Origin of the sequence: Herbiconiux liangxiaofengii, from assembly GCF_041927335.1 — a bacterium.
Taxonomy (GTDB): domain Bacteria; phylum Actinomycetota; class Actinomycetes; order Actinomycetales; family Microbacteriaceae; genus Herbiconiux; species Herbiconiux liangxiaofengii.
In genome coordinates this window covers 116,265-141,909 of the sequence record NZ_JBHFHD010000009.1, presented here as the reverse complement: position 1 = coordinate 141,909, position 25,645 = coordinate 116,265, and the positions used below count along the sequence as shown (strand labels likewise).

The window sequence follows — 25,645 nt, the reverse complement described above, 5'->3', positions numbered from 1 at the left end:
CAGAAAGTTTCACCATGAGCACGAAGAAGATCGTCGTCACCGGTATCGGCACGACCTCCCCGCTCGGCGGCACCGCGGCCGAGAGCTGGAAGAACCTCCTCGCCGGCCAGTCGGGCGCCACCACCCTCGAGCAGGAGTGGGTCGCCAAGAACGAACTGCCGGTGACCTTCGCCGCTCAGGCCCGCGTGCCCGCCGCCGAGGTGCTGGAGCGGATCGAGACGAAGCGGCTCGACCCGTCGAGCCAGTTCGCCCTCATCGCCGCGCGTGAGGCGTGGGCGGATGCCGGCTCCCCCGAGGTCGTCCCGGAGCGCTTCGGCGTCGACTGGGCCACCGGCATCGGCGGCGTGTGGACGCTGCTGGATGCGTGGGACACCCTGCGCGAGAAGGGGCCGCGACGGGTTCTGCCCATGACCGTGCCGATGCTCATGCCGAACGGCCCGGCAGCGGCCATCGAGATGTCGCTCGGCGCCCGGGCCGGCGCCCGCACGGTCGTCTCGGCCTGTGCCTCCAGCACCGAGTCGGTCGTCAACGCCTACGACCACCTGCAGGCCGGCTTCGCCGACATCATCATCGCCGGCGGCTCGGAGGCGGCCATCCACCCGCTGCCGATCGCGGCGTTCGCCTCGATGCAGGCGCTCTCCAAGCGCAACGACGACCCGGCGTCGGCATCGCGCCCCTACGACCTCACCCGCGACGGCTTCGTGCTCGGCGAGGGCGGTGCAGCCCTGGTGCTCGAGACCGAGGAGCACGCCCTGGCCCGCGGCGCGAAGATCTACGCCGAGGTGCTCGGCGGCGCCGTCACGAGCGACGCGTACCACATCACCGCCCCCGACCCCGACGGGTCGGCGGCGGCGCGAGCGATGATCGCGGCCGTGGAGAACGCCGGCTTCTCGCTCGATGACGTGGCCCACATCAACGCTCACGCCACCTCCACCCCGGTGGGCGACATCGCGGAGTACAAGGCACTCCGGCACGTGTTCGGCGATCGTCTCGACGGTATCCCCGTGTCGGCCACCAAGGCGTCGACCGGTCACCTCCTCGGCGGTGCCGGCGGCATCGAGGCCATCTTCACGGTGCTGGCCCTGCACGAGCGCACGGCTCCCCCCACCATCAACCTCAGCGAGCAGGACCCTGACATCCCGCTCGACGTCGTGCGCACCCCACGGGAGCTGCCGACCGGAGACCTTCTGGCCATCAGCAACTCGTTCGGCTTCGGTGGCCACAACGCCGTCGTGGCCTTCAAGACGGCCTGATCAGGCCGCTGCTCCTTCGGCTGACCAGCCGATCCGGTTCAGCCGAAGGAGCGGTGCAGCCAGACCACGGGCGACATGTCGCTGGCGTAGCGGAAGGGCTCGAGCTCGTCGTCCCAGGCCTGGCCGAGGGCGAGGCGCAGCTCGCGGTGGAGTTCCAGGGCGTTGGTGCCCGCCGTCTCCATGGCGTCGCGGATGCGGTCCTCCGGGATGACCGTGTTGCCGGCGCTGTCGACCTGGGCGTAGAAGATTCCGAGGTCGGGCGTGTGCATCCAGCGGCCGCCGTCGGTGCCCTCGCTCGCGTCCTCGGTGACCTCGTAGCGGAGGTGCTCCCAGCCTCGGAGAGCCGAGGCGATGGCGGCGCCGGTGCCAGGCGCACCCTCCCAGTAGAAGTCGGCCCGCTGGGAGCCGCGCAGCACGGGCTGCTCGATCCAGTCGAAGTTCACTGCACGACCGATGGCGCGACCTGCGGCCCACTCGACGTGGGGGCAGAGCGCGCGGGGCGCGGAGTGGACATAGACCACTCCGCGAGCAACGATTGCCGCCATAATCTTCTCCATTCGTGAGGTACGTCTTCCCCAACGACCTGTGAACGGATGAATGCGGCGGTGCTGTGCAGTTATGCTGCCATTCTGCCAGTGCGAACGGGCGAATCACAACCGTGTCATCCGCGGGTCGCCCATCCGGTGGCCGAACCGCGACCTAGACTCGCTGACATCGACTCCGAGTACGTTCGCTCTGAGTACATCCGCTCCGAGTACCGTTCGCTCCGAGTACCGTTCGCGAGGAGGGCCATGTCGATCCGGTCGGGCATCCTCGCGGTGCTCAGCGTCACGGAGGCCTACGGGCTGCAGTTGCACGGCGAGCTCGAGGAGCGCACCGACCGGGTGGGCCGGGTCAACGTGGGCCAGATCTACTCCACGCTCGATCGGCTCGTGAGCGCGGGCCTGGTGCGGATGTCGGGCGCCACCGACGACGGCCTGCCGCTCTACGGCCTCACCGACGACGGCACGGCCGCCGCGGAGGCCTGGCTCCGCCAGCCGTCGCTCGACGTGGCCGACCCGTGGGGCGACATGACCTTCAAGGTGCTGCTCGCCACCAGCCTCGGGCACCCCGGGGTCGTCGACCTCATCGACGGCTACTCCGCCGAGTGGCGCGAGATGTCGGCCGCGGCGACGGCCACGCAGCCGCCTCGGCCGGCGGGTCTTGCGCAGCGCCGCCTCGCGCAGGCCGCCCTCGAGTGGCTCGACGATCTGCGGGCGCTGCCCGGCGGGCCGGTATCGCTCGCGCGGCCGCTACGGAACGAGCGTCCCCGTCGTGGACGTCGACCGGCGACGGCGCCGGCGCACCAGTGACACCGGAAGCAGACGGGCCAGGGTGCGTTCGCGGGTCTCTGCCCGCGCATCCAGCCCACTGATCACCGCCTCGAGGTCGCCCGCGATACGGCGTCGGGTCTCGTCTCCGGCGCTGCCGGGGGGCGCATACTGCTCGAACTCGACGACGAGCCTCAGCCGCTCGATCGCATCGGCCGGCACCATGTTCTCCGCGGTCAGTCGGCGCTCGACATCGGACATCGTGTCTCCCGCCGATCGTTGCAGGCGGTGGTCGTCGAGCGTGTCCTCGAGTTCGAGCCAGGCCAGGGTGCCGGGCAGGGGGTCGGTTGCCAGTCGACGGATGCGTCGCCGTCGAACGAATCGGCGGGCCAGGAACGGCGCCAGCACCACGACGGCCGCCACCACCAGGATGCCGGCGAAGATCGACCAACCGCGCACCTGCGCGAGGACCTGCTGCTCGGCCGACGCCGACGCACCCACATCACCGCGTTCCGGCCCGGCCGAGTTCGTGGCCGTCGACGTGGAGCTCGGAGCGGGGGCGGCGCTGCCGGTCGCGCTCTGCTGGGCGTAGTCGGGCAGGCTGTAGTCGGGCGGCGTGATGTTGAGGCCGGGGGTGGGCTCGAACGGCAGCCATCCGATGCCCTCGAAGTAGAGCTCCGGCCAGGCGTGCAGCTGGTCGGTGTACACCTCGTACACGGGCTCGCCGTCGGCGGTGCTGTCGGCCGTCTGCCCGGGGGCGTACCCCACGGCGATGCGCGACGGGATGCCCAGGGTGCGCGCCATCACCGCCATCGCCGCGGAGAAGTGCACGCAGTAGCCCTCCTTCTGGTCGAGGAAGGCGGCGATCATATCGGCGTTGCTGCCGTCATACCCGTCGGATGCGGGCGCCGAGAGCGAATACCGGAACTCGCCCGAGCGGAAGTACTCCTGCAGCGAGACCGCCCGGTCGTAATTCGTGACCGCTCCGGCCGTGACGGTGGCGGCCAGCTCGGCGATCACCGGCGGCAGGCCGGCGGGCAGCCCGAGGTATCCCGAGAGCGAGTCGGGCACGGTCTCTCCCGCCGCCGCAAGTTGCTCCGCCGTGGGTGCCACCGCGAGGCTCGTGGCCGTGTAGTTGATGCCCTGCGTGTCGCTCTGCAGGTCGGTGACGGTGAAGGTCTCCGGGGTGAGCAGCCAGTCGCCCGGCAGGTCGTCGACCTGCTGCGTGGGGTAGGGCAGCGGCAGCCAGTCGCTGCGCAGACCCGCGATCGACACCGAGGTGGTGACGTCGGTGACGGGGACGTCGGCCGCCAGGCCCGGCGGGGGCCCGAAGGCACCGCCGTCGTAGCCGTCGCCCTCGTACGGGCTCTCGGGCTGCCACTCCCCCTGCGTGAAGTCGCTGAGGTTCACCATCTTGAGGTAGAGGCCGTCCTCAGAGGTGGTCGTGTAGGTGAGCGAGAGCACCGGGTCGCTCCGGCGCAGGTCGCGGCCGAGCTGGATGGTCGGATCGACGCCGGTGGCGTACACCGAGGCGAACGGCGAACGGTCGGCCTGATCGGTGAGATCTCGGGCGGTGAGCCCGGGCGTCACGGTGGGCAGCACCACCAGGGCGGCGACCGCGGCAGCGGCGATCCCCACGGCCAGGCCGGGGTTGCGTCCGCCGGCGGTGGGGCGGATGCTCCCGAGCCCCGCAGATCGTCGGTCACCGCGCGAGACCCCGATCCGTGATCCCGTCCAGAGCACCAGCAGGAAGGCGACGGCCGTCAAGGCGTACACCGTCACCTGGGGTTCGTCGCGCCGCACCAGCGGGGTGATCGAGAGAACGGCGAGCGGACCGACCCCGCTGAGGGCCGGCACCCGGAGGCCGGTGGCGAGCTCGTCGCTCACCAGCGCGATCAGACCGATCGACATCACCAGCAGCTGCGTGATCTCGGGCACCGCCAACGCCGGCACCTCCTGCACCGCGATCGACTCGCGGGCCACCGCGAGATCGCCCGCGATGTCGTTCACCGTGTCGAGGGTGGGCAGCACGAGCCAGGTCGAGTCGGGGGCGTAGAGCAGCACCACGAGCGCGAGCCAGAGCAGTGCGGCGAGTGCGATCACCACGACTTCTGGCAGGCCGCGCGAGCGCAGCAGCGCCGAGAATGTGAGCAGTACGGCCACCATGGCCGCGGTCGCCACCCACCAGCCGAGCCCCTGCAGGAGGGGTGCGAGGCCGAACAGGGCGATCACGATGGTGAGGCCCACAGCCGCCGTGGTCTTCCACGAGCCCGAACGCTCCCGACGACGTGCCGCGGCCGCTGCGTTCCGGCTGCGGGGCGGGCTCGACGGTGATCCGGGGGCGGACGTGGGGCCTCGCCGGCGGCCTCGAGGGTCGTCGGGGAAGCCGGGGTCGGGTGCGGCCGGGGGTCTCAGCGTGGTGCTCATGCGAGCCCCCTCGCTTCCCCGAGGGAGTGCCAGACGGCCGGGAGATGATCGTCGGGCCCGCAGGGCACGACCGTCCACCCCGACGACCGCAGCTCGGCTGCGACGGGCGAGGCGACGGCTGCGGCGGCCGCATCCGGATGCCGACGGCCGCGTGCAGCCCGGCCGGTGCTCGGGGCATCGTCTCCGTCGGACACGACGAAGGCGACCGCGTGCGACGACATCGAGGCGAGGCCCCGGATGCGATCGGCCGCCCCCGGCTCGTCGGAGACGAGGGCGAACAGGGGTGGTGCATCCGGCGAGGTGAGCGCCGCGTCGTCGACCACCTGACGGAACTCGTCGGCGTCGTGCACCGCGTCGGGGCCGGTTCGGGCCAGCGCCCGCATCGCCCGCGCGGCTCCGAACGGGGCCACCAGCACCTCGTCGTCGCCGCCGGCCACATGGCCCACGAGACGCACGCCATAGCCCTCGTTCATGAGGTGCACCGCCACCGAGGCCATCGTGCTGACGGCCCATTCGAAACCGGGGCCGGTGGCGAAGGAGTGGGCGTCGAGCACGATCACCGCATCCTGATCGTTGCGCTGGTCGTCTTGGCGCACCATCAGTTCGCCGTGCTTGGCGGTGGCCGGCCAGTGCACGCGGCGGATGGAGTCGCCCGGCAGGTACTTGCGGGCGATGACGTCCTGTTCACCGGCGCCGACGAGCCGGCGCGACACCTGCTCGGCCCCGTCGCCGGTCGACAGGCGCAGATCGATGCGCGCCAGCTCGTAGACGGTGGGGGTGATCAGCACCGTGTCGGTGCCGCCGAAGCCGAGCCGGCGGGTGGCGCAGCCGAACGGGTCGGTGACGGTGAGCTCGAGCGGGCCGATCGGATGCTCACCGCGGAACCGCGTGTCGAGCCGGTAGTCGAGCCGCACCGGTACGGGTTCGTCGAGGGTCGACGACGAGTAGCGATCGAGAGACGGAAAGGGTGCCGGCGGAGCCGGTTCGAGCGGCGCTGCGGTGCGCTCGCGCCAGACGGCGGCCGGGGTGCGCAGGCCGCCCCAGTTGCGGAGGAACATCGTCGCCGTCACCACGTCGCCCACGGTGCCCGACTCCGGCGTGAACGTGCGGCGCACGGTGAGTGCCACGCGGCGGAGGGCAACCCACGCGAGTGCGAGCAGCGGCACGGCGAGGAGGAAGCAGGCGAGGTAGGCGAGCTCCTGCCGGCGGAGCACCTGGGTGAGCACGAAAGCCGCGACGGCCGCGACCACGAGGCCCCAGCCTCGAACGGTGAGGCGGGGCAGTGAACGTTCCGGGCGCGGTGCGGCCATCGGAGCTCGGCGGCCTGCCTCAGGCCGGCCGTGACCGGTTCAGCGGAACCGGGGTGGAGGAGACGATGGCGCGCAGAGCCGTGGCGATGGCCTCGGTGCCGCCGCCGCGGGTGTCGCTCGCCGCGCGGCGGGTGGCCACGATGCGGTGCGCGAGGATGGGGACGACGAGTTCGTTCACGTCGTCGGGCACCACGAACTCGCGGCCACGGAGAGCGGCCAGCACCTTGGCGGCACGCACCAGGTGCAGGGTGCCGCGGGGGCTCGCTCCGAGGCGGAACTCGGGATGCGTGCGGGTGGCCTGAACGATCGAGACGACGTACGACTCCACAGCGCGGCTGACGTAGATGGCCCGGGCCGTGTCGATCAGTTCGGCCAGCTGGCGCTTGTCGACCACGGCGGAGAGCTGCTCGAGCGGGCTCGACGACTCGCGGTGGTGCAGCATCGAGAGCTCGGCGGCGGCATCGGGATAGCCCATCGAGATGCGCGCCATGAACCGGTCGCGCTGGGCCTCGGGCAGGGCGTAGGTGCCCTCCATCTCGATGGGGTTCTGGGTGGCCACCACGATGAACGGGGGTTCGAGCTTGTGCGTGGTGCCGTCGACCGAGACCTGCGTCTCCTCCATGCACTCCAGCAGCGCGGACTGGGTCTTGGGCGAGGCGCGGTTGATCTCGTCGGCGATGACGATGTTGGCGAACACGGCGCCGGGCTTGAACTCGAAGGCGTGGTCGACCTGGTTGTAGATGGACACGCCCGTCACATCGGAGGGCAGCAGGTCGGGAGTGAACTGGATGCGGCTCACCGAGCATCCGACGCTCCGGGCGAGCGCCTTGGCCAGGGTGGTCTTGCCCACGCCCGGCACGTCCTCGACGAGCAGGTGGCCCTCGGCGATCAACACGATCAGGGCGAGGGTGGCCGCTTCGGTCTTGCCGTCGATCACCCGCTCGAGGTTGTCGAGGATGGCGCCCGTGTGGTGGCCGAACTCGGCGAGGGTGAGAGGGGCTCCGGGCGCGGCGGCGGTGCCGGCGGGAGCCGTGGTCATGGCTTCGGAACTCACCGCCGGGCCTCCGGGGAGACGGCCGTCAGTGGTCGGGCGGGGCTCAACACGCGCATGACCCCACGATAAGCGCACCGGCTGACAATTACGACCGTCTCATAGCGGGTGCATAGAGAGCGCACGGGATCGGCCTGCTCGTAGGGCGGACGGGACTTGAACCCGTGACCGACGGATTATGAGTCCGCTGCTCTAACCAGCTGAGCTACCGCCCCGGACACCGCCGCGCGGGCGCGGCGTGACCGAGACAACGATACCCGGTCGGGCCGGGCTGCCCGCTCAGGCCTCGGTGGCCGGTTCGCGGCTGTTCTGCTCGCGAGCGGGGTGCTCGCGGGGTGCCGGCGGAAGCGCCTCCGGCACCGGCTCGCCGCGGTAGAGGTGCTCGAAGATGGTGAGCGTGCGATTGATGTCGTGCGCCGCCACGATGGAGAGCGACTCGCGCTTGAAGCGATCGAGCTCCTCCTGCGGCATCCGGAGCACCTTCTCGAGGCGGTCGGCCAGCTGCTCGGCGCTGCCGGGCTCGAAGAGGTAGCCATTCTCACCGTCGTGCACCAGGTGCGGCAGCGCCATCGCGTCGGCCGCGACCACGGGCAGACCGCTCGCCATGGCCTCCATCGTGGCGATGCTCTGCAGCTCCGCGATCGAAGGCATCGCGAACACCGTGGCGCGCGTGTAGAGGCGCTGCTTCTCCTCCTCGGTGACGTACCCGGTGAAGGTGACGCGGTCGCCGATGCCGAGCTGCTGGGCCATCGACTGCAGGTTCTTGAGCTGGTCGCCGCCGCCCACCACGTCGAGCTTGACGTCGAGGTCGGCCGGAAGCAGCTTGATCGCCTCGAGGAGCACGTCGAGGTGCTTCTCCCCCGTCACCCGGCCCACGAAGATGACGCGATTCTCGGTGCGCGGGGTGAAGTCGGGCACGAAGAGGTCGGCGTCGATGCCGCAGGAGATGGCGTACACGTCGCGCAGCCCGGTCTCCTTCTCGAAGTAGTCGGCGGCGCGCCGGGTGGGCGCGGTGACGGCGTCGGCTCGGATGAACGACCGTCGGGCGGCGGCCCAGGCGAGCCCGATGGCCCAGTTCTGCAGGCCCTTCGGGATGCCGGTGAAGGCGAGCATGTTCTCGGGCATGAAGTGGTTGGTGCCCACGATGCGGATGCCGCGCTTCTGCGCCTCGGTCGAGAGCCCGCGGCCCACGATGATGTGCGACTGGAAGTGCACCACGTCGGGCTTCACCTCGTCGATGATGCGAGCGCTGTTCTGGCGGATGCGCCACGGCAGGGCGAAGCGCAGCCAGTCGTGCGGGTACCAGCGCCAGCTGTACAGCCGGTGCGCGGTGATGATGTGGCCGTCGTAGATCTCTTTCCAGGTGCCGTTGCGGCGACCGGCCGAGGGCGCGACCACGTGCACGTCATGACCGCGGGATGCGAGGCCCGAGGCGAGGTGCTCGGAGAAACGGGCTGAACCGTTCACGTCGGGCGAGAAGGTGTCGGCGCCGATCAGGATGCGCAGCGGCCGGTCGGTCGTGCCGGGAGCCGGCTGGCCGGTCGGTTCGGTCGCCGGAGCTGAGGAGTCTGTCAAACCGTCGTCTTCCTGAAGTGTGAGCCGGGGTGCCCGAGCTCGTGGGATGTGAAGAATTTACCCTAGTGCTGGGTCTGAGGGTGGTATCGGGCGAGCCCGAACACACCGAGGATGGCGACCAGACCGGCCGCGAGGAACGCGAAGATCGCCCAGAGCGGCGCCTGCGATGCTTCGCCGAGCACCAGGATGCCGATGCCCACCGCCACGAGCGGATCGATCACGGTGAGGCCCGCGATCACGAGGTCGGGCGGGCCGGAGGAGTAGGCGTTCTGCACGAAGTAGCCGCCGAGTGCGGCCGCCGCGAGGAGGCCCGCGATGGCGAGCACGGTGAGCCACTCGAAGTCGGCCTGCAGGATGCGGCTGATCACCACCTTCGCGAGGGTGGCGACGAAACCGTAGAGCACCCCGGCGCCCACGATGTAGGCGATGGCCTTGAACCGCCGCCGCAGGAAGGCGAAGCCGACCGCGAACAGCGCCAGCACCACGGCGAGGATGATCAGGATGACGATGAGTTCGCGGGTGCGCACCGGCTTGTCCACCGCGGTGAAGGCGGCGACCAGCACGAACAGCCCGACGCCCCCCACACAGAGCATGATCGAGATGACCGAGCTCCGGTTGAGCTTCACCCGGCTCACCCGGGAGTTCAGGATCGCCGTGATCACGAGCGCGACGGCCCCGAGGGGCTGCACCACGATGATGGGCGAGAAGCCGAGGCTGGTGAGCTGGAAGACGATGGCGAGACCCAGCATCAGAGTGCCGAGCACCCACGACGGCCGGCCGAGCAGCGCCATCATCTGGCGCACGTTCAGGCCTTTGTCGGCCTGGTTGGTGTTCGCCTCGACCTTGGTGACCCCGCGATGCTGGAACTGCGCACCGAGGCTGAGGAACACCGCACCGACGAGGGCGATCGGGATGCCGATGAACTGCTTCGGGTCGAGGCCGATCGGCTCGGTCAGCTGAAGCATGTCGAGAGGCACCTGACGACAGTACCCCGCAGGGCCCCTGGATAGGCTTAGCGAATGGCTCTTCTTCCGATTCTGATCTCCGGCGACCCGGTTCTGCACACCCCCGCCGCTCCGGTGACCGTCGTCGACGACGAGCTGCGCATCCTGGTGTCGGACATGTTCGAGACCATGGACGCCGCGCCGGGCGTGGGCCTCGCGGGGCCGCAGGTGGGGGTGCCGCTGCGCCTGTTCGTGTTCGGCTGGACCGACGACGAGACCGACGACGGCGAGCCCGTGGAGTACCGGGGCGTGGCCATCAACCCCGAGCTGTTCATCACTCCCCCCTCGGTGGAACCGGCCGACCCCGACACCGAGTCGGAGGGCTGCCTGTCGTTCCCGGGCGAGCGCTTCCCGCTCGTGCGCGGGGAGAGTGCCATCCTGCGCGCCACCGACCTCGAGGGCCGGCGCTACGAGATCGAGGCCTCGGGCTGGCTCGCACGCATCTTCCAGCACGAGTACGACCACCTCGACGGTCTGCTCTACGTCGACCGCATCGACCCCGTGTACGCCAAGGTGGCCCGCAAGATCGAGCGCAAGAAGGGCTGGGGCGTGCCCGGAAACGCCTGGGTGCCCGGGGTCGACAGCGTCGAGGCCTGAACGAGGGACCGTCGCGCCGCTACGGTGACTCCGGCCCCGCGGTCAGGTGAGCATCCGGATGCCGGCGGCCACGACCGCCGCCGCGATCACGACCACCACGAACGGCACCCGTAGCGCGAACAGCACGGCCGCCACGAGCACCGCGGGCACCCGCGCATCCACCTGCACGGCCTGGCCGGCGCCGAGGGTCTGCACGGCGATCAGCGCAGCCAACAGCGCCACGGTCATCAACTCGGCGGTTCGGGCGACCGTCGGATGCTCGAACATGCGGGCCGGGATGAGGTAGCCGGCGGCCTTCAGCGCCAGGCAGATCACCGAGGCGAGGATGACCACGTTCCAGGCGCTCATGCCGGGCCCGCCTTCGCGGGGCGGGCGAAGAGGTTGAAGCCGCCCACCACCACGGCGACTCCGGCGGCCACGAGGACCGGCAGCCCCGGCACGAGCACGGGGGTCAACACGGCAGCGACCACGGCGGCGGCCACGGCGACCGCCCGGGTCTGCAGCGCCTTGAGCCGGGGCCAGAGCAGCCCGAGGAACGCGGCTGCCGCGGCCGCGTCGAGTCCGTAGGCGCTCACGTCGCCCATCAGGTCGCCGATCAGGGCGCCGATGAGGGTGGTGAGGTTCCAGCCGAGGTAGATGACGACACCGGTGACCCAGAAACCCATCCGCTGGGCGGCCGGGGTGCGCTGCGCCGTCGAGACGGCGACGGACTCGTCGATGGTGAGGTGCGCGGCCGCGGTGCGCTTCCAGAAGCCGGGGCCGACCACGGGCGACATCCGGACGGAGTAGAACACGTTGCGGGTGCCGAGGAGGGCGGCGCTCGTGATCGCCGACGGGCCGGCCGCGAGCCCGCCCGAGGCCAGCACGCCGATCAGGGCGAACTGCGAGCCGCCGGTGAACATGACGAGGCTGAGGAAGCAGGTCTGCCAGAGGTCGAGCCCGGACAGCGTGGCGAGCGCACCGAAGGAGACGCCGTAGACGGCGGTGGCGAGGCCCACGGCGAGCGAGGCTCTGACGGCCGCGCGCTCCTCCGGGGTGCGGCGCGAGGTCATTCTCCGACTATGCCAGATCGCCGACCATGCCAGATCGCTGCAAATCCCTGTTCGCCGTCGGAGGCCGGGCGTAGTGTGCGAACGACGCACTGGATTCGGCGGGAACGGACGATCGACGATGATTGAACATGAATACGGGCGCGTGATCCACCACGGCGGACGCACGTTCTTCGCCACCGAGACGATGGGCGAGATCTTCGCCGCTGCCGCCTCCGACGTGGTCTCGCGCGGTGACACCGAGCTGGTGCCGCTGCTGCATCGCGGCGGGGTGGATCTGCTCCTGGTGGGCCCGGGCATCCCCCTGGCGGTCACCACCATCGACGTGGGCCGACCCACCGTGGTGGCCGAGCCCCACACCCGCGAGGCGGGCTGAGATCTCACCTGCCCGGCCGGACACCCGACCCTTCTGGAGAGCGTCCGCCGCAGGCGGAGCCAGAAAATAAGAAAGACCCCGCGGGTGGAGCCGCGAGGCCTTCGCTCCCCGACTTGGACTCGAACCAAGAACCTGCCGGTTAACAGCCGGCTGCTCTGCCAATTGAGCTATCGAGGATTATCGCTGCCTGAACAGCGATCAATACGATACCACCTCTTTCGCGGGGTATCGGACACCGTCGGTCAGTACCCGGCCTCCGGGTCGACGAGCCCGGCGAACTCACCGGTCTGAAGGAACGCGTGCACGTTGTGACGGATGCGCGCGGCGAGCAGCGGGGCGATCATCTCGGGCGTGTCCGCCGAGTGCGGGGTGACGATGGCGTTGTCGAGGCTGTACAGCGGGTGCCCGTCGGGCAGCGGTTCGGGATCGGTGACGTCGACTCCAGCCCCGGCGATCGACCCCGACGTGAGTGCGTCGACGAGGGCGTCGGTGTCGACGAGTCCGCCCCGGGCGATGTTCACGAGGTAGGCCGTGTCGGGCATGAGGTCGAGTTCGGCCCGGCCGATCAGCTTGTCGGTGCCCGCCGTGAAAGCCGCAGCCACGATCACCAGATCGGCATCCGGGAGCACCTCGTGCAGCTCGTCGCCGGTCACGGTGCGTTCGGCGCCCGGCACGGGAACCGCCGAACGACGCACGACGGTGACATGCACGCCGAAGGGTTCCAGCAGACGCAGCAGTTCGAGGCCGATGCCGCCCGCCCCGATCAGCACCACGTTGAGGCCGTAGAGCGACGAGCCGATCTTCGGCCCCCAGCTGGTGGCCCGGATGCGCGTGGGCAGTTCGCGCAGCAGCGCCAGCGCGAGCGTGAGGGCGTGCTCGGCCACGGGCTGGGCGTAGGCTCCCTTGGCGCTGGTCCAGACGAGCCCGGGGCGGGCGTGGGCCCGCAGCGAGTCGGCGAAGGCGTCGACACCCGCCCAGGGCAGTTGCACCCAGCCGATCGACGGATGCGCGGAGAGCACCTCGTCGAACTCCTCTGGGCGGTCGTGCGCGAGCCACACCACGGCCCGGGTCTCGTCGCTGAGGGGCGCGACGGTGCCGCCGGCGCTCTGGACGGCCTCGACGAACGCGTCGGTGGCCTCGGGAAGCACGGCGATCGGGCCGGGCTCGGGGCGCTGATCGGCGGGCAGGGCGTCGGTGGCGACGGCCAGCACCTCGCGGTGGCGGCCGTCGAAGCTGCGGGGGGTCATCGGGGTTCTCCAGGAGGGGTGGTCGCCGACTCGGCGGGGTTCTCGGCTTCGGGGTCGTCGGTGTAGGTGTCGTCGGTGTCGTCGTAATCGGGGTCGTCGCCCGGCACGTCGTCGCCCTCGGCCCCGTCACCCTGGGCGCCCAGCTCCTCGGCCAGGCGGGCCACGTAGGGGTGCCGCGGGTCGGCGAGCACCTCGTCGATCGGGCCGAGCCCCACCACCATGCCCTCGTGGATGACGGCCACCCGGTCGGCGCTGTGGCGCAGCGTGTCGAGGTCGTGGCTCACGATCAGGGCGCTGGCACCGCGGGAGCGCTGCAGTCCGGCGATCACGTCGATCACCGCGCTGCGCACCGAGACGTCGACGCCCGCGGTCGGTTCGTCGGCGATCAGCAGCACAGGGTCGAGGATGAGCCCGCGCGCCACCGCGACCCGCTGGCGCTGGCCGCTGGAGAGCTCGTGCGGGAGCTTCATCATCGAGCCCACCGGGAGCAGCAGCGCATCCACCAGGGTCGCGGCACGCAGCCCGGCCTCCTTGCGGCTGAAGCGCTTGTCGCGCAGCAGCAGGGGCTCGGCCACCAACTCGGCCACCGTCATGTTCGAGGTGAGCTTCGAGCCGGCATCCTGGGCCACGTAGCCGACCCCGAGGGTGAGCTTGCCGAGCCGGCCGCGACGGATGCCGCGCAGCTCGAAACCCAGCACCTCGAGGCTGCCGCCCACGATGCGGGGCGACGCCTCCTTCGAGGCCCGGAGGGCCGCCTGGCCGGAGGCGACCTGCGCGAGTGTGGACTTGCCGGAGCCGCTCGACCCGACCAGACCCACGATCTCGCCCGGCCGCACCGCCAGCGTGAAGCCCTTCACGGCGGTGAACGCCGAGCTCACACTGTGCGCGGGGTACTCGATCGTCACATCGGAAGCGGAGAGCACATTACGTTCGACCATCGGCATGAGCCTAAGCGCTCCTCGTCGTCTCGGCCGGAAGGCACGGCGACCACGCAGAAGCCGGTCACTCCTCCACGAAGGCCCGCCGCTCGGCCTCGAGCTGCACCAGCTGCACCTGGATCTCGCGGTACACGGCCGGCTCGGCCACCGCATCCGTTCGCTGAAGCCGGGAGACCACCTCGTCTTTGCGGCGCCGGAGGTCGCGTTCGACGAGGGCTCGCGTGATGCCCCGCAGGTAGTTCTCGGGGGCCCGTTCGGGGCGTTCGGGCAGCGGGGCGACGGCCAGCTGCTCGACCAGGGAGCGGTACTCCGGCGGCACGTCGGCCTGAACGGTCTGCACGAAGTCGGCCTTCTCGAACGCGTCGACGTTGCGGCCGATCGAGTCGCGCACCGCGGCCAGTGCCGCGTTGGAGAAGCCGCAGCCGGATGCGCGGGCGAGCAGGTCGCGCCCGATCACCGTCGGCGACTGCAGCATGGCCATCAGCGCGTCGCGCTCGGTGCGGCCGGCCGTGGTGGAGGGCAGGTCGCGAAGCGTGACCGACGCCCGCTCGACCGGAGCCGCATCGAGTACCGTCACCGAGGCCACCCCCGGGTCGGCCGCCGGGTTACGGGGGGCGTTCCCCGGAGGGGTTCCGTACCCGCCGCTACGCTCGCGGCCGTCGCCCGGCGCCGCGATGGCCGACCCCTGACCGGCACGGCCCGCCGAGCCACCCGGCGACCCCGAGCCCGCCCCTCCGGCAGCGGAACCGCCGCTGCGCACGGCACGTTCGACGGCCTGACGCACCACGTCGAGGTCGGTGCCGAGCATCTTGGCGAGCTGCCTCGTGTAGGCGGGCCGCAGGGCCGAGTCGCGGATGTCGGCGACGATCGGAGCGGCATCACGCAGGGCGGCCACCCGGCCCTCCACCGTCTCGAGGTCGTAGGCCGAGAGCTTCTGGCGGATGACGAACTCGAACATGGGCTTCTTGCCCTTGATGAGCCGGCGCACCGCGTCGTCACCCTTGGCCAGCCGCAGATCGCACGGATCGAGGCCGTCGGGCGCCACCGCCACGTACGTCTGCGCGGCGAAGCGCTGCTCCTCGCTGAACGCGCGGAGCGCGGCCTTCTGGCCCGCAGCGTCGGGGTCGAACGTGAAGATCACCTCGCCGAGGCCCGCCGAGTCGTCGGAGAGCACCCGGCGCATGATCTTGATGTGATCGACGCCGAAGGAGGTTCCGCACGTGGCCACGGCCGTCGTGACGCCGGCGAGGTGAGCGGCCATCACGTCGGTGTAGCCCTCCACCACCACCACCTGGCGGCTGCGGGCGATGTCGCGCTTGGCCAGGTCGAGCCCATAGAGCACCTGAGCCTTGTGGTACACGATCGTCTCGGGGGTGTTGAGATACTTCGGGCCCTTGTCGTCGTCGAAGAGGCGACGCGCGCCGAAGCCCACGGTCTGACCGGTCTGATCGCGGATGGGCCAGATGAGCCGCCCGCGGAACCGGTCGTAGGTGCCGCGATCGCCCTGACTGAGCAGCCCCGCCGCGGTGAGCTCCTGCTCGGTGAAGCCCCGGCCGCGGAGGTGCTTGCCCAGGTTGTCCCACCCCTGCGGGGCGTAGCCCACTCCGAAGCGCGCTGCCGCCGCGGCGTCGAAGCCGCGCTGGCCGAGGAACGCGCGGCCGGCCTCGGCGCCGGGGGTGGTGAGCTGCTCGGTGAAGTACTCCCGGGCCGCCTCGTTCGCGGCGAGCAAGCGGGCACGGTTGCCCTGGTCGGCGGCGGCTCCCCCGTCTTCGTAGTGCAGCTGGAAGCCGATCTTGGCGGCGAGCCGCTCGACGGCCTCGGAGAAGGTGACGTGGTCCATCTTCTGCAGGAAGGTGAACACGTCGCCGCCCTCACCGCAGCCGAAGCAGTGGTAGTAGCCCACCTGGGGCCGCACATGGAAACTCGGCGACCGCTCGTCGTGGAAAGGGCACAGCCCCTTCATCGACCCCACCCCGGCGCTCTTCAGCGTGACGTAGTCGCCCACCACATCGGCGATGTTGATGCGCGAACGCACCTCGTCGATGTCGTTGCGGCGAATCAGTCCTGCCATGAAACCGCGCCTGCCATTCTTCTAGAGTACGACGCGACGGGCGCCCTCTGTCGCGAGCAACTGCTCACCCGGGAGGCCGCCTTCGCCACCCGGGGTGCAGAGCCGCTGATACCAGGCCAGTGCGGTCTGGTCGGTGAGGCTGGCCACCTGATCGACCACCACGCGGCGTGCCGCCCGCTCGTCGGCCGCCTCGCGCCAGTCGGCTGCGAAGGCCGGGTCGAGCGACTGGCCGTCGGACTCCCAGAGCCGGTCGGCCAGCTCGCCGAGCAGGCTCCGCTGCTGCTGGTACAGCGGCTGACGCGCGTCGTTCGACATCACGAACACCGACACGATGCCCTTCAGCGTGGCGATCTCGGCGGCCACCCAGTCGGGTACCACCACGTCGGCCCCGTAGCGCGTGATGCTGGGCGTGGGGAACGACTCCCGGGTCGCCCGGGTGGCCGCACCCGCGAAGCGCCCGATCAGCTGGCTGGTGAGGTTCTTCAGCTTCGCGTGGGCGCGGCGCGAGTCGTCCCACTCCGACAGCCACACCTGCAGCGAGTCGAGCCGGTCGAAGGCCTCGGTGAGCTCGTCGAGCGTGAACCCGCCGCCGGCGCGGGCATGGATGCTGCGCACCAGGTCGGCGTGGTCGACGCGCGCCCCGAGCACCCGCACGTCGATGTAGCCGTTCAGCACGGCGTCTTCGAAGTCGTGCACCGAGTAGGCGATGTCGTCGGAGAGGTCCATCACCTGGGCCTCGACGCAGAGGGTGCGCTCAGGAGCGCCCTGGCGGAACCACTCGAACACCGGGGCGTCGTCGTCGTAGACGCCGTACTTGAGCCGGCCGCTCGGGTCGGCCACCGGGGTCTGGGCCGTCCACGGGTATTTGCAGCTGGCATCGAGGCTCGCCCGGGTGAGGTTGAGACCGTAGCCGTGACCGGCGTCGTCGAACACCTTCGCCTCGAGCCGGCTGAGGATGCGCAGGCTCTGGGCGTTGCCCTCGAACCCGCCGATGCTCTCCGCCCACTGGTTGAGCGCCTTCTCGCCGTTGTGCCCGAACGGCGGATGCCCGAGGTCGTGCGCGAGACAGGCCGAGTCCACGACATCCGGATCGAGGTCGAGGCTCGAGGCGAGCTCGCGGCCCACCTGGGCCACCTCGAGCGAGTGGGTGAGCCGGTTGCGGGCGAAGTCGGCCACCACCGTCGGGCTCAGCACCTGGGTCTTCGCGGCCAGCCGGCGCAGCGACGAGGAGTGCAGGATGCGCGCCCGGTCGCGCTGGAAGTCGCTGCGCCGGGTGTAGTGCTCCTCGGGCAGCAGGCGCTCGGCATCGCGGTCGGAATAGCCCTTCGTGGGGGCGAAGGTCTCCAGGTCGAGGGCGTCAGCCACCGCTGTGTTCCAGTTCTGCCGCGGCGAGGTCGGCCCGGCCGGCGTTCTCGAGCGAACGCGACTCCAGCCAGCGATCGGGCAGCGAGGGCCGCTTGGGGCTGCCGGCACGCCCGCGCGGGCCCTCGGCGTCGACTCCGGGGTAGGGCATCGACCAGTCGAGCTCGGCCAGGATCTCATCCATCTGCTCGAGGTTCTGAACCGTGCTGAGCGCCGCCCGCACCTCGTGGCCGGCGGGGTAGCCCTTCAGGTACCAGGCCACGTGCTTCCGGATGTCGCGGCAGGCGCGCCCTTCGTCGCCGAAGAACTCCACCAGCAGCTCGGCGTGCCGGCGAAGCGTCTGCGCCACCTGACCGAGCGACGGGGCCGCACGGAGCACGGCGGCCTCCTCGGCGGTGAGTTCGCCCGACCGCACGCGGAAGGCGGCGGCGAGGTCGCCGAACAACCACGGCCGCCCGAGGCAGCCTCGGCCGACCACCACGCCGTCGCAGCCCGTCTCGTCGACCATTCGGATGGCATCTTCACCCGACCAGATGTCTCCGTTGCCGAGCACCGGGATGGAGGTGATGGTTTCTTTCAGGGTGGCGATCGCCGACCAGTCGGCGTGGCCGCTGTAGAAGTCGGCCGCCGTGCGGGCGTGCAGCGCGATGGCCGCGGCCCCGGCTCCCTCGGCGGCGCGAGCGGCCTCGAGGTAGGTGAGGTGATCGGTGTCGATGCCCTTGCGCATCTTGACGGTGACCGGCACGTCTCCGGCCGCCTCGACCACCTGCTCGACGATCTCGCGGAAGAGATCGATCTTCCAGGGCAGGGCCGCTCCCCCGCCCTTGCGGGTGACCTTGGGCACCGGGCAGCCGAAGTTCATGTCGATGTGGTCGGTGCGGTCTTCTTCGACCAGGATTCGCGCGGCCGCGGCCATGGTGGCCGGATCGACGCCGTAGAGCTGGATGGAACGCGGGGTCTCGGTGGGGTGGTGCGTGATGAGACGCATGGTGGCCTCGTTGCGCTCGACCAGCGCGCGGCTCGTGATCATCTCGCTCACGTACAGCCCGGCACCGAACTCGCGGCACAGGCGCCGGAACGCCGTGTTGGTGATACCCGCCATGGGCGCGAGCACGACCGGCACATCGAGCTCGATCGGCCCGATCGCGAGTCGGTCAGGGGCAAGGGTTGAAGTGGACATCGGTTCGATTCTTCCAGACGGATGCGCGGGCGGGGTCGCGCACGGGAATCCTGGGGACGGATCCGGAGTTGAGCGCACTGTGAACAACTCTCCTGGCACCGACCGCGTGCTCGAGCACGCCGCGCGACTCGGACTCGACGTCGAGGTGGTGGAACGCCCCGAAGCCGGATCCCTCGGCGAGGCCGCCACCCTCCTCGGGCTCGAACCGGCCGACATCATGAAGAGCCTCGTGGTGAAGCGGCACGACGGCGGTTTCCTCTTCGCCCTCGTGCCGGGCGACCGCCAGATCAGCTGGCCGAAGCTCCGGGCGCTGGTGGGGGTGAACAAGCTCTCGATGCCCCACCAGGACGTCGCCCTCGAGGCCACCGGCTACGAGCGCGGCACCATCACGCCGCTCGGCAGCACGACGGCGTGGCCGGTGTATCTGGATTCCTCGTTCGTGGGCCGGCGCGTGGGCATGGGCGCGGGAGCCCACGGTCACAGCGCCTTCGTCGACGCCGACGCTCTGGCCGCAGCCCTCGACGCCACCGTCGCCGACATCAGCGACCCCCTGCCGGACCGCACGGCCTGACAGCCGGCGCCCGCCCGAGGGAGCACCGGCTAGAACGAGCAGCTGTCGCCCTCGCAGGTGACTCCGGCCGGGGCGAGCAACGTCAGCGGCATCACGGTCGGAGCAGGGGGCGTCTCGACGGCCGGGGCCTCGGCACCGGCATCCGGAGTCATGACCCCACCTCGGTGCGCTCGCCGGCCACCTGGGCCAGCACCTGCGCGAAGGTCGCCGGGTCCTGCGCGCCCGAGACACCGTACTTTCCGTCGATCACGAAGAACGGAACTCCCTGGATGCCGAGCTCCTGCGCCTGACGCTGGTCGGCCCGCACGTCGTCTAGGTATTCGTCGGCATCGAGTGAGCGCACCACGTCGTCGCGGTCGAGACCGATCTCCGCGGCCAGGTCGGCCAGATCGGCCACTCGGCCCACGTGCCGGCCCTCGACGAAGTACGCCTTCAGCAGGCGCTCCTTGGCCTGGAGCTGGAGGCCGTGCGCCTTCGCGTAGTGGATGAGCTGGTGCGCCTTGACGGTGTTGGTGTGCTTGAGCGCCTCGTAGTCGTAGTCGAGGCCCACCTCGGAGGCGATGCCCGTCACGCGGTCGAGCATCGGGCCCACCTGCTCGCGCGGGATGTGCTTGTGGCCGGCGAGGAAGTCGGTCTCACTGCCGTCGAAGTCGACGGGGGTGTCGGGAGCGAGTTCGAACGAGTGGTACTCGATCTCCACGGGCGCGGCGCCCTCGGTCGAGGAGTACTCGTCGATGCCGAACTCGAGCTTGCGCTTGCCGATGTAGCACCACGGGCAGGCGATGTCGGACCAGATGTCGATCTTGATGGCGTCAGTCACACCGAGGTGAACGCCGAAGCGGCCCGACTCATTCCGCCGAGTCGGAATCCTCTGCGGTCGGTGCGTCGACCGCCCCGCCGAAACGCCGGTTTCGCCCCGCGTAGTGCTCGATCGCCTGCCACAGGTCGACCCGGGTGAAGTCGGGCCAGAGCCGGTCGAGGAACACCATCTCGGCGTACGCGGACTGCCAGGGCAGGAAGTTCGAGGTGCGCTGCTCCCCCGAACTCCGCACGAACAGGTCGACGTCGGGCAGGTCGGGCACGTAGAGGTGGCGCTGGATGAGCTTCTCCGACACGGCGGAGGGGCGGATGCGGCCGGCCGCGACGTCGTCGGCGATGGCACGCACCGCATCCGTGATCTCGTTGCGGCCCCCGTAGTTCACACACATCGTGAGGGTGAGGGTGGAGTTGTGGGCGGTGAGCCGCTCGGCGAACTGCAGTTCTTTGATCACGCTCGCCCACAGCCTCGGCCGTCGGCCGGCCCAGCGGATGCGCACACCCCACTCGTTCAGCTGGTCGCGCCGGCGGTGCAGCACGTCGCGGTTGAAGCCCATCAGGAAGCGCACCTCGTCGGGCGAGCGCTTCCAGTTCTCGGTCGAGAACGCGTAGACACTGAGGTGCTGCACGCCGATCTGCACCGCGCCCGCCACCACGTCGAGCAAGGAGGCCTCGCCGGCACGATGCCCCTCCACCCGGGTGAGGCCGCGCTGGTTCGCCCAGCGTCCGTTGCCGTCCATCACGATGGCGACGTGCTTCGGCACGGCCGAGACGGGGATGGCCGGCGGCTGAAGTCCCGTCCAGTCGAGGGGGCGGAACGGCTCGGCCTTGGGCGAGGTGAACGGAACGGGACTCAAATCGACTGCGCCTTCTTCTCCTGCGACCGTTCGACATGCTCCAGCGAGCGGAGGCCGCGCTCCAGGTGCCACTGGGTGTACGCCGCCACGATACCGCTCGCGCGCGAGCGGACCCGCTCCTCCGCGGCGTCGGCCGTCGACCAGTCGCCCGTGAGCAGGGCGGCCAGGAGCTCCAGGGTGCTCGGGTCGAGCCGCGGGGTGCCGGGGGGCGCGACGTGCTCGGCCACCACACCGCCGAGTTGCACCACGAAGGCCGAGTGCGGGCCGGCCTCGCCCGTCACGGCGCAGTCGTAGAAACTCGGGGCCCAGCCGGCCATCGACAGGGCCCGCAGCAGATACGAGTCGAGGGTGGCCGTGGGGCCGTGCTCGCCGCGGGCGAGCGAACGCAGGGCGCCCACCAGCAGCAGGTACTGCTGCAGCGAGGGCTCCGTCTCGGTGAGCTTGTCGGCCGTCTCGACCATGGCGCTGGCGGCCGTGTAGCTGGCGTAGTCGGCCGTGATCTCGGCCCCGTACGAGCCGATCGTCACAGCCTGCGTGATGGTGTCGAGGGTGCGGCCCTCGTAGAACTGCACGTCGGCCACCATGAAGGGCTCCAGCCGGGCACCGAACTTCGAGGCCGTGCGCCGCACACCGCGGGCCACGGCGCGCACCTTGCCGTGATGCCGTGTCAGCAGCGTGACGATGCGGTCGGCCTCACCCAGCTTGTGGGTGCGGAGCACCACGGCGTCATCACGGTAAACGGGCACACCCCAGTATCCCCTGCCGGCCCGTGCCTCCGCCGAGTTGCGCCGAATCGCCCCCTCGCGCGTCGCGAAGGGGCGATTCGGCGAAACTCGACGAGCCGGCGGGTCAGCTCAGGACGAGTTCGCGGTCGGCGTCGCGCACCCGGATGGCGCGGTTCACCGCGGACACCACGGCCTTCAGCGACGCCGTCGAGATGTCGCCGTCGATGCCCACGCCCCAGAGGCGGTTGCCGTCGACCTGCAGCTCCACGTAGGCGGCGGCCTGCGCGTCGCCCGAGGCGCTCAGCGTGTGCTCCACGTAGTCGTAGAGCTTGATGTCGACGCCCTGCTCGCTCATCACGTTCAGGAACGCCGCGATCGGGCCGTTGCCGGTGGCCGAGGTCTCGATCACCTCGTCGCCCACGCGCAGTCGCACGTCCAGCGCCACCGAGCCGTCGAGGTCGCTCGCCGTGCGCGTGCGGTGCAGCTCGAACCGGCCCCACTTGTCTTCGGCCGCGGTCGAGGGCAGGTACTCGTCGTTGAAGATCGACCAGATCTGGTCGCTCGTCACCTCGCCGCCCTCCGCATCCGTCTTCGCCTGCACGACGCCCGAGAACTCGATCTGCAGCTTGCGCGGCAGATCCAGCGCGTGGTCGGTCTTCAGCAGGTAGGCCACGCCACCCTTGCCCGACTGCGAGTTCACCCGGATGACCGCCTCGTACGATCGGCCCAGGTCTTTCGGGTCGACCGGCAGGTAGGGAACGGCCCAGAGCAGCTCGTCGACGGGCTTGCCCTGCACGGCGGCGTCGGCGGCCATGGCCTCGAAGCCCTTCTTGATCGCATCCTGGTGCGACCCGCTGAACGCGGTGTACACCAGGTCGCCTGCCCAGGGGCTCCGCTCGTGCACCTTCAGCTGGTTGCAGTACTCGGCGGTGCGGCGCACCTCGTCGAGGTCGCTGAAGTCGATCTGCGGGTCGATGCCCTGCGTGAACAGGTTGATGCCGAGCGCCACCAGGTCGACGTTGCCGGTGCGTTCCCCGTTTCCGAACAGGCACCCCTCGATGCGGTCGGCGCCGGCCAGGTAGCCGAGCTCGGCGGCCGCCACGGCGGTGCCCCGGTCGTTGTGCGGGTGCAGCGAGATGATCACGTTCTCGCGGTTCCGGATGTGGCGGCCCATCCACTCGATCGAGTCGGCGTAGATGTTCGGCGTGGCCATCTCGACGGTGGAGGGCAGGTTGACGATGACCTTGCGCTCGGGCGTGGGCTCGAACACCTCGAGCACCTGATTCACGATGTCGACCGCGAACTCGAGCTCGGTGCCGGTGTAGCTCTCCGGTGAGTACTCGTAGTAGACGTCCACCTCGGGGATGGTCTTCTCGGCCTCGCGGCACAACCGCGCACCCTCGAGCGCGATGTCGATGATGCCCTGCCTGTCGGTGCGGAACACCACGTCGCGCTGCAGGATGCTCGTGGAGTTGTAGAGGTGCACGATCGCCTGCTTGGCACCGGCGATCGACTCGTAGGTGCGCCGGATCAGGTGCTCGCGCGCCTGGGTGAGCACCTGGATGGTCACGTCATCCGGAATCGCGCCCTCCTCGATGAGGGAGCGCACGAAGTCGAAGTCGGTCTGCGAGGCGCTCGGGAAGCCGACCTCGATCTCCTTGTAGCCCATGCGCACCAGCAGGTCGAACATGATGCGCTTGCGCTCGGGGCTCATCGGGTCGATGAGAGCCTGGTTGCCGTCGCGCAGGTCGACGGCGCACCAGCGGGGCGCCTGGGTGATGTGCTTCGCGGGCCAGGTGCGGTCGGGCAGGTCGACGGCGATCTGCTCGTGATAGGGCCGGTACTTGTGGATCGGCATGGCCGAAGCGGCCTGATTGTTCTTCATAGTGCGTTCCTTCGTCGAAAAGTGGTGGTCAGCCAACGCGAACTCCGCGACGAGGGAGGCCTGGAACTAGGACTCGTCGCGGCAGCTAAGAAGGAGCAGACCGAACAGCACGAAGTCAGGTTAGCACGCAGCCCCAGCGGCTCACCGCCCCGTTCGACGGCCGCCGACGACGTCATAAACGTCACAGTCCGGATGCGCGGCCCCGGCCCGGCCTACTCTGCGACCACTATGAATCCCCTCCTGGCCATCGCCGTGCTGTTGTCACTCGTCGCGGCGACCACCCTCGTCGGCCTGCTCTGGCGGTCGCGGCAGGGCGCCGCTCGTGCCGTGGCGACCCGCCCGGCGGCGCTCGACCTCGCCTCGCCGGGCGCCCGTGCCACCCTGGTGCAGTTCTCCACCGAGTTCTGCTCCGGATGCCCCGGCACCCGCCGGGTGCTGCAGGAGCTGGCGTCGCGTCTGGACGGCGTCGCCCACCTCGACGTCGACGTGACCCACCGGGCCGACCTCGTGCGCCGGTTCTCCATCCTGCAGACCCCCACCACTCTCATCCTCGATCGCGACGGAATCGTGCGCACCCGCATCGGCGGGGTCGTGCGCCGCGGCGTGATCGAACGGCGACTGGAGGAGCTCGCATGATCGACCCCCGTTCTCCCCGATTCGGTGCCGCGATCACGGCGGTGCTCCTGGCCGTGGTGGTGGTGCTCGGGCTCAGCGCACCGGCGGGGTCGCGCGACCTCGTCGCGCGGGTCACCGATCCCGCGACCGTGCTGCTCGGTGCGATCAGCCTGCTGTTCCTCTGGGGTGCGGTCGCCGGGGTGCGGCGGCATCCTTATGGCCTGCTGTTCAAGGCGGTCGTGCGGCCCCGCCTCGGACCGCCCGCCGAGCTCGAGGACCCGAAGCCCCCGACCTTCGCGCAGGGAGTCGGTTTCGCGGTGACCGGCGCGGGGCTGCTGCTCGCCCTGGCCGGGGTGCCGTTCGCCGTACCGGTCGCGGCAGCACTCGCCTTCGTGGCGGCGTTCCTGAACGCCGTGTTCGGCTACTGCCTCGGTTGCCAGCTGTACCTGGCGATCGTCCGGCTGCGCCCCAGCAGGCCGGAGGTAGGGTGAAACCACCGACAGGGAGGGTCATCCATGGCTTCACGCACCGTGCTCATCGCCGGCGGCTCGGGCTTCATCGGCACCGAGCTCGCCCGCCAGCTGCGCGCTGACGGCCACACGGCGCTCATCCTCGTGCGCCGGCCGGCCAGAACCACCACCGAACGGGCGTGGGACCCGGAGGCGCGCTGGATCCCCTCGGCCGTGATCGAGGGCGTCGACGCGGTGGTCAACCTCTCGGGCGCCTCGATCTCCCGCCTGCCCTGGACGCTGCAGTACAAGCGCGAGATCCTGCAGTCGCGCGTACTCGCCACCAGCACGCTGAGCGACGCCATCCTGCGTGCCGACAACCCGCCCGAGGTGTTCCTGTCCGGTTCGGCGGTCGGTTTCTACGGAGACCGGCCGGGCGAGGTGCTCACCGAGACCTCGCCGCTGGGCACCGGGTTCCTCGCGAAGGTGACGGATGCCTGGGAGCGCGCCGCAGCCCCTGCCGCCGCCCGCACCCGGGTGGTCACCGCCCGCACCGGCCTCGTGGTGGGCAAGGGCGGCGGCGCATTGAAGCCCCTCAACCTGCTGGCCAAGCTCGGACTCGCCGGCCCCATCGGCAGCGGCGAGCAGATCTGGCCCTGGATCAGCCTGCACGACGAGGCGGCCGCGCTGCGCCACCTGCTGTTCTCCGAGCTCGACGGGCCCGTGAACCTCGCCGGCCCCCAGCCGGCCACGGCCGCCGAGGTGGTGCGCACGCTTGCCGAAGACCTGCACCGGCCCTACTGGCTGCCGGTGCCGGCCTGGGCGCTGAAGACCGCCCTGGCCGACGCCGGGCGCGATCTGCTGCTCGCCGATCAGCACGTCTCCAGCCAGAAGCTGCTGTTCGACGGCTTCGTCTTCCGCGACCAGAACGTCGACGAGGCGCTCTCGCACCTCTGATCGGTGCCCCTGAGCACGCG

26 protein-coding genes and 2 tRNA genes are annotated in these 25,645 nt (G+C 70.5%); 8 read left to right on the top strand and 20 right to left on the bottom strand.

Going from position 1 to position 25,645, the window contains the following annotated elements; genetic code table 11:
• Positions 1-14 precede the first annotated feature (14 nt).
• Positions 15-1,253 (top strand): beta-ketoacyl-[acyl-carrier-protein] synthase family protein, encoded by a 1,239-nt coding sequence (locus tag ACEXOR_RS09520; RefSeq protein ID WP_374849363.1) that lies wholly within the window; start codon positions 15-17, stop codon positions 1,251-1,253.
• A gap of 38 nt (positions 1,254-1,291) precedes the next feature.
• On the opposite strand, the gene ACEXOR_RS09515 is transcribed toward ACEXOR_RS09520, so the two are convergent.
• On the bottom strand, positions 1,292-1,798 hold the full coding sequence (locus ACEXOR_RS09515; RefSeq protein ID WP_374849362.1) for a DUF3145 domain-containing protein: 507 nt from the start codon (positions 1,796-1,798) through the stop codon (positions 1,292-1,294).
• A gap of 246 nt (positions 1,799-2,044) precedes the next feature.
• Between ACEXOR_RS09515 and ACEXOR_RS09510 the strand changes: the two genes are divergently transcribed.
• Complete coding sequence (locus tag ACEXOR_RS09510) at positions 2,045-2,605, top strand: PadR family transcriptional regulator (protein WP_374849361.1); 561 nt, start codon at positions 2,045-2,047, stop codon at positions 2,603-2,605.
• Here the strand turns inward: ACEXOR_RS09510 and ACEXOR_RS09505 are convergent.
• The 6 genes from ACEXOR_RS09505 to ACEXOR_RS09480 form a co-directional block, all read right to left on the bottom strand.
• A complete protein-coding gene (locus ACEXOR_RS09505) occupies positions 2,546-4,990 on the bottom strand; it encodes a transglutaminase TgpA family protein (protein ID WP_374849360.1) in 2,445 nt (814 codons plus the stop codon). The two genes, ACEXOR_RS09510 and ACEXOR_RS09505, sit on opposite strands and share 60 nt — an antisense overlap.
• Complete coding sequence (locus ACEXOR_RS09500) at positions 4,987-6,300, bottom strand: DUF58 domain-containing protein (protein WP_374849359.1); 1,314 nt, start codon at positions 6,298-6,300, stop codon at positions 4,987-4,989. The genes ACEXOR_RS09505 and ACEXOR_RS09500 overlap by 4 nt, the downstream gene beginning before the upstream one ends.
• Positions 6,301-6,319: 19 nt before the next feature.
• Positions 6,320-7,339 (bottom strand): AAA family ATPase, encoded by a 1,020-nt coding sequence (locus ACEXOR_RS09495; RefSeq protein WP_374849612.1) that lies wholly within the window; start codon positions 7,337-7,339, stop codon positions 6,320-6,322.
• A 153-nt stretch (positions 7,340-7,492) separates the two neighbouring features.
• Positions 7,493-7,566: transfer RNA gene (locus tag ACEXOR_RS09490), tRNA-Ile, on the bottom strand.
• A 64-nt stretch (positions 7,567-7,630) separates the two neighbouring features.
• Positions 7,631-8,926, bottom strand: coding sequence for a glycosyltransferase (locus tag ACEXOR_RS09485; protein ID WP_374849358.1), 1,296 nt, complete (start codon positions 8,924-8,926; stop codon positions 7,631-7,633).
• Positions 8,927-8,988: 62 nt separating this feature from the next.
• The gene (locus tag ACEXOR_RS09480) at positions 8,989-9,903 is read right to left on the bottom strand and encodes a DMT family transporter (protein WP_374849357.1); all 915 of its coding nucleotides are present in this window, start codon (positions 9,901-9,903) and stop codon (positions 8,989-8,991) included.
• A gap of 42 nt (positions 9,904-9,945) precedes the next feature.
• Between ACEXOR_RS09480 and def the strand changes: the two genes are divergently transcribed.
• Complete coding sequence (gene def / locus ACEXOR_RS09475) at positions 9,946-10,527, top strand: peptide deformylase (protein ID WP_374849356.1); 582 nt, start codon at positions 9,946-9,948, stop codon at positions 10,525-10,527.
• 42 nt (positions 10,528-10,569) lie between these two features.
• On the opposite strand, the gene ACEXOR_RS09470 is transcribed toward def, so the two are convergent.
• Positions 10,570-10,875, bottom strand: a complete 306-nt coding sequence (locus ACEXOR_RS09470) for an AzlD domain-containing protein (RefSeq protein WP_374849355.1) — start codon at positions 10,873-10,875, stop codon at positions 10,570-10,572.
• A complete protein-coding gene (locus ACEXOR_RS09465; RefSeq protein WP_374849354.1) occupies positions 10,872-11,579 on the bottom strand; it encodes an AzlC family ABC transporter permease in 708 nt (235 codons plus the stop codon). Before ACEXOR_RS09465 ends, ACEXOR_RS09470 begins: the two co-directional genes overlap by 4 nt.
• 118 nt (positions 11,580-11,697) lie before the next feature.
• Here ACEXOR_RS09465 and ACEXOR_RS09460 point away from each other — a divergent pair, with 118 nt between their 5' ends.
• Positions 11,698-11,952, top strand: a complete 255-nt coding sequence (locus tag ACEXOR_RS09460; RefSeq protein ID WP_374849352.1) for a hypothetical protein — start codon at positions 11,698-11,700, stop codon at positions 11,950-11,952.
• A gap of 104 nt (positions 11,953-12,056) precedes the next feature.
• Here the strand turns inward: ACEXOR_RS09460 and ACEXOR_RS09455 are convergent.
• The 6 genes from ACEXOR_RS09455 to dusB form a co-directional block, all read right to left on the bottom strand.
• Positions 12,057-12,129 (bottom strand) — tRNA-Asn (locus tag ACEXOR_RS09455).
• Between the two features lie 65 nt (positions 12,130-12,194).
• Entirely contained in the window at positions 12,195-13,199 is a 1,005-nt protein-coding gene (locus tag ACEXOR_RS09450) for a D-isomer specific 2-hydroxyacid dehydrogenase family protein (protein ID WP_374849351.1), read from the bottom strand.
• Positions 13,196-14,137 carry an ATP-binding cassette domain-containing protein gene (locus tag ACEXOR_RS09445; RefSeq protein WP_374849350.1) on the bottom strand — a complete coding sequence of 314 codons (942 nt, stop codon included), beginning with the start codon at positions 14,135-14,137 and terminating at the stop codon, positions 13,196-13,198. Before ACEXOR_RS09445 ends, ACEXOR_RS09450 begins: the two co-directional genes overlap by 4 nt.
• A 64-nt stretch (positions 14,138-14,201) precedes the next feature.
• The gene (gene dnaG / locus ACEXOR_RS09440) at positions 14,202-16,208 is read right to left on the bottom strand and encodes a DNA primase (RefSeq protein WP_374849349.1); all 2,007 of its coding nucleotides are present in this window, start codon (positions 16,206-16,208) and stop codon (positions 14,202-14,204) included.
• A gap of 21 nt (positions 16,209-16,229) precedes the next feature.
• Positions 16,230-17,573 (bottom strand): deoxyguanosinetriphosphate triphosphohydrolase, encoded by a 1,344-nt coding sequence (locus tag ACEXOR_RS09435; protein WP_374849348.1) that lies wholly within the window; start codon positions 17,571-17,573, stop codon positions 16,230-16,232.
• Positions 17,566-18,750, bottom strand: coding sequence for a tRNA dihydrouridine synthase DusB (gene dusB, locus ACEXOR_RS09430; RefSeq protein ID WP_374849347.1), 1,185 nt, complete (start codon positions 18,748-18,750; stop codon positions 17,566-17,568). The genes ACEXOR_RS09435 and dusB overlap by 8 nt, the downstream gene beginning before the upstream one ends.
• A 79-nt stretch (positions 18,751-18,829) precedes the next feature.
• Between dusB and ACEXOR_RS09425 the strand changes: the two genes are divergently transcribed.
• Positions 18,830-19,321 (top strand): aminoacyl-tRNA deacylase, encoded by a 492-nt coding sequence (locus ACEXOR_RS09425; RefSeq protein ID WP_374849346.1) that lies wholly within the window; start codon positions 18,830-18,832, stop codon positions 19,319-19,321.
• A 29-nt stretch (positions 19,322-19,350) separates the two neighbouring features.
• Here ACEXOR_RS09425 and ACEXOR_RS09420 read toward each other — a convergent pair whose 3' ends face one another.
• From ACEXOR_RS09420 to leuA, 5 genes are all read right to left on the bottom strand, one after another.
• Positions 19,351-19,473, bottom strand: a complete 123-nt coding sequence (locus ACEXOR_RS09420) for a hypothetical protein (protein ID WP_374849345.1) — start codon at positions 19,471-19,473, stop codon at positions 19,351-19,353.
• Complete coding sequence (locus ACEXOR_RS09415; protein WP_374849344.1) at positions 19,470-20,141, bottom strand: DsbA family oxidoreductase; 672 nt, start codon at positions 20,139-20,141, stop codon at positions 19,470-19,472. The genes ACEXOR_RS09420 and ACEXOR_RS09415 overlap by 4 nt, the downstream gene beginning before the upstream one ends.
• Positions 20,142-20,169: 28 nt before the next feature.
• Entirely contained in the window at positions 20,170-20,994 is an 825-nt protein-coding gene (locus tag ACEXOR_RS09410; protein ID WP_374849343.1) for an isoprenyl transferase, read from the bottom strand.
• Positions 20,991-21,740 (bottom strand): DNA repair protein RecO, encoded by a 750-nt coding sequence (recO, locus tag ACEXOR_RS09405; protein WP_374849341.1) that lies wholly within the window; start codon positions 21,738-21,740, stop codon positions 20,991-20,993. The genes ACEXOR_RS09410 and recO overlap by 4 nt, the downstream gene beginning before the upstream one ends.
• 103 nt (positions 21,741-21,843) lie before the next feature.
• Entirely contained in the window at positions 21,844-23,604 is a 1,761-nt protein-coding gene (leuA, locus tag ACEXOR_RS09400) for a 2-isopropylmalate synthase (protein ID WP_374849340.1), read from the bottom strand.
• Positions 23,605-23,832: 228 nt separating this feature from the next.
• On the opposite strand from leuA, the gene ACEXOR_RS09395 reads away from it, so the two are divergent.
• The 3 genes from ACEXOR_RS09395 to ACEXOR_RS09385 are packed head-to-tail and all read left to right on the top strand — an operon-like array spanning position 23,833 to position 25,625.
• A complete protein-coding gene (locus ACEXOR_RS09395; RefSeq protein WP_374849338.1) occupies positions 23,833-24,240 on the top strand; it encodes a TlpA family protein disulfide reductase in 408 nt (135 codons plus the stop codon).
• On the top strand, positions 24,237-24,710 hold the full coding sequence (locus ACEXOR_RS09390) for a DUF4395 domain-containing protein (RefSeq protein ID WP_374849336.1): 474 nt from the start codon (positions 24,237-24,239) through the stop codon (positions 24,708-24,710). Before ACEXOR_RS09395 ends, ACEXOR_RS09390 begins: the two co-directional genes overlap by 4 nt.
• A 24-nt stretch (positions 24,711-24,734) precedes the next feature.
• A complete protein-coding gene (locus tag ACEXOR_RS09385) occupies positions 24,735-25,625 on the top strand; it encodes a TIGR01777 family oxidoreductase (RefSeq protein ID WP_374849335.1) in 891 nt (296 codons plus the stop codon).
• Positions 25,626-25,645 lie beyond the last annotated feature (20 nt).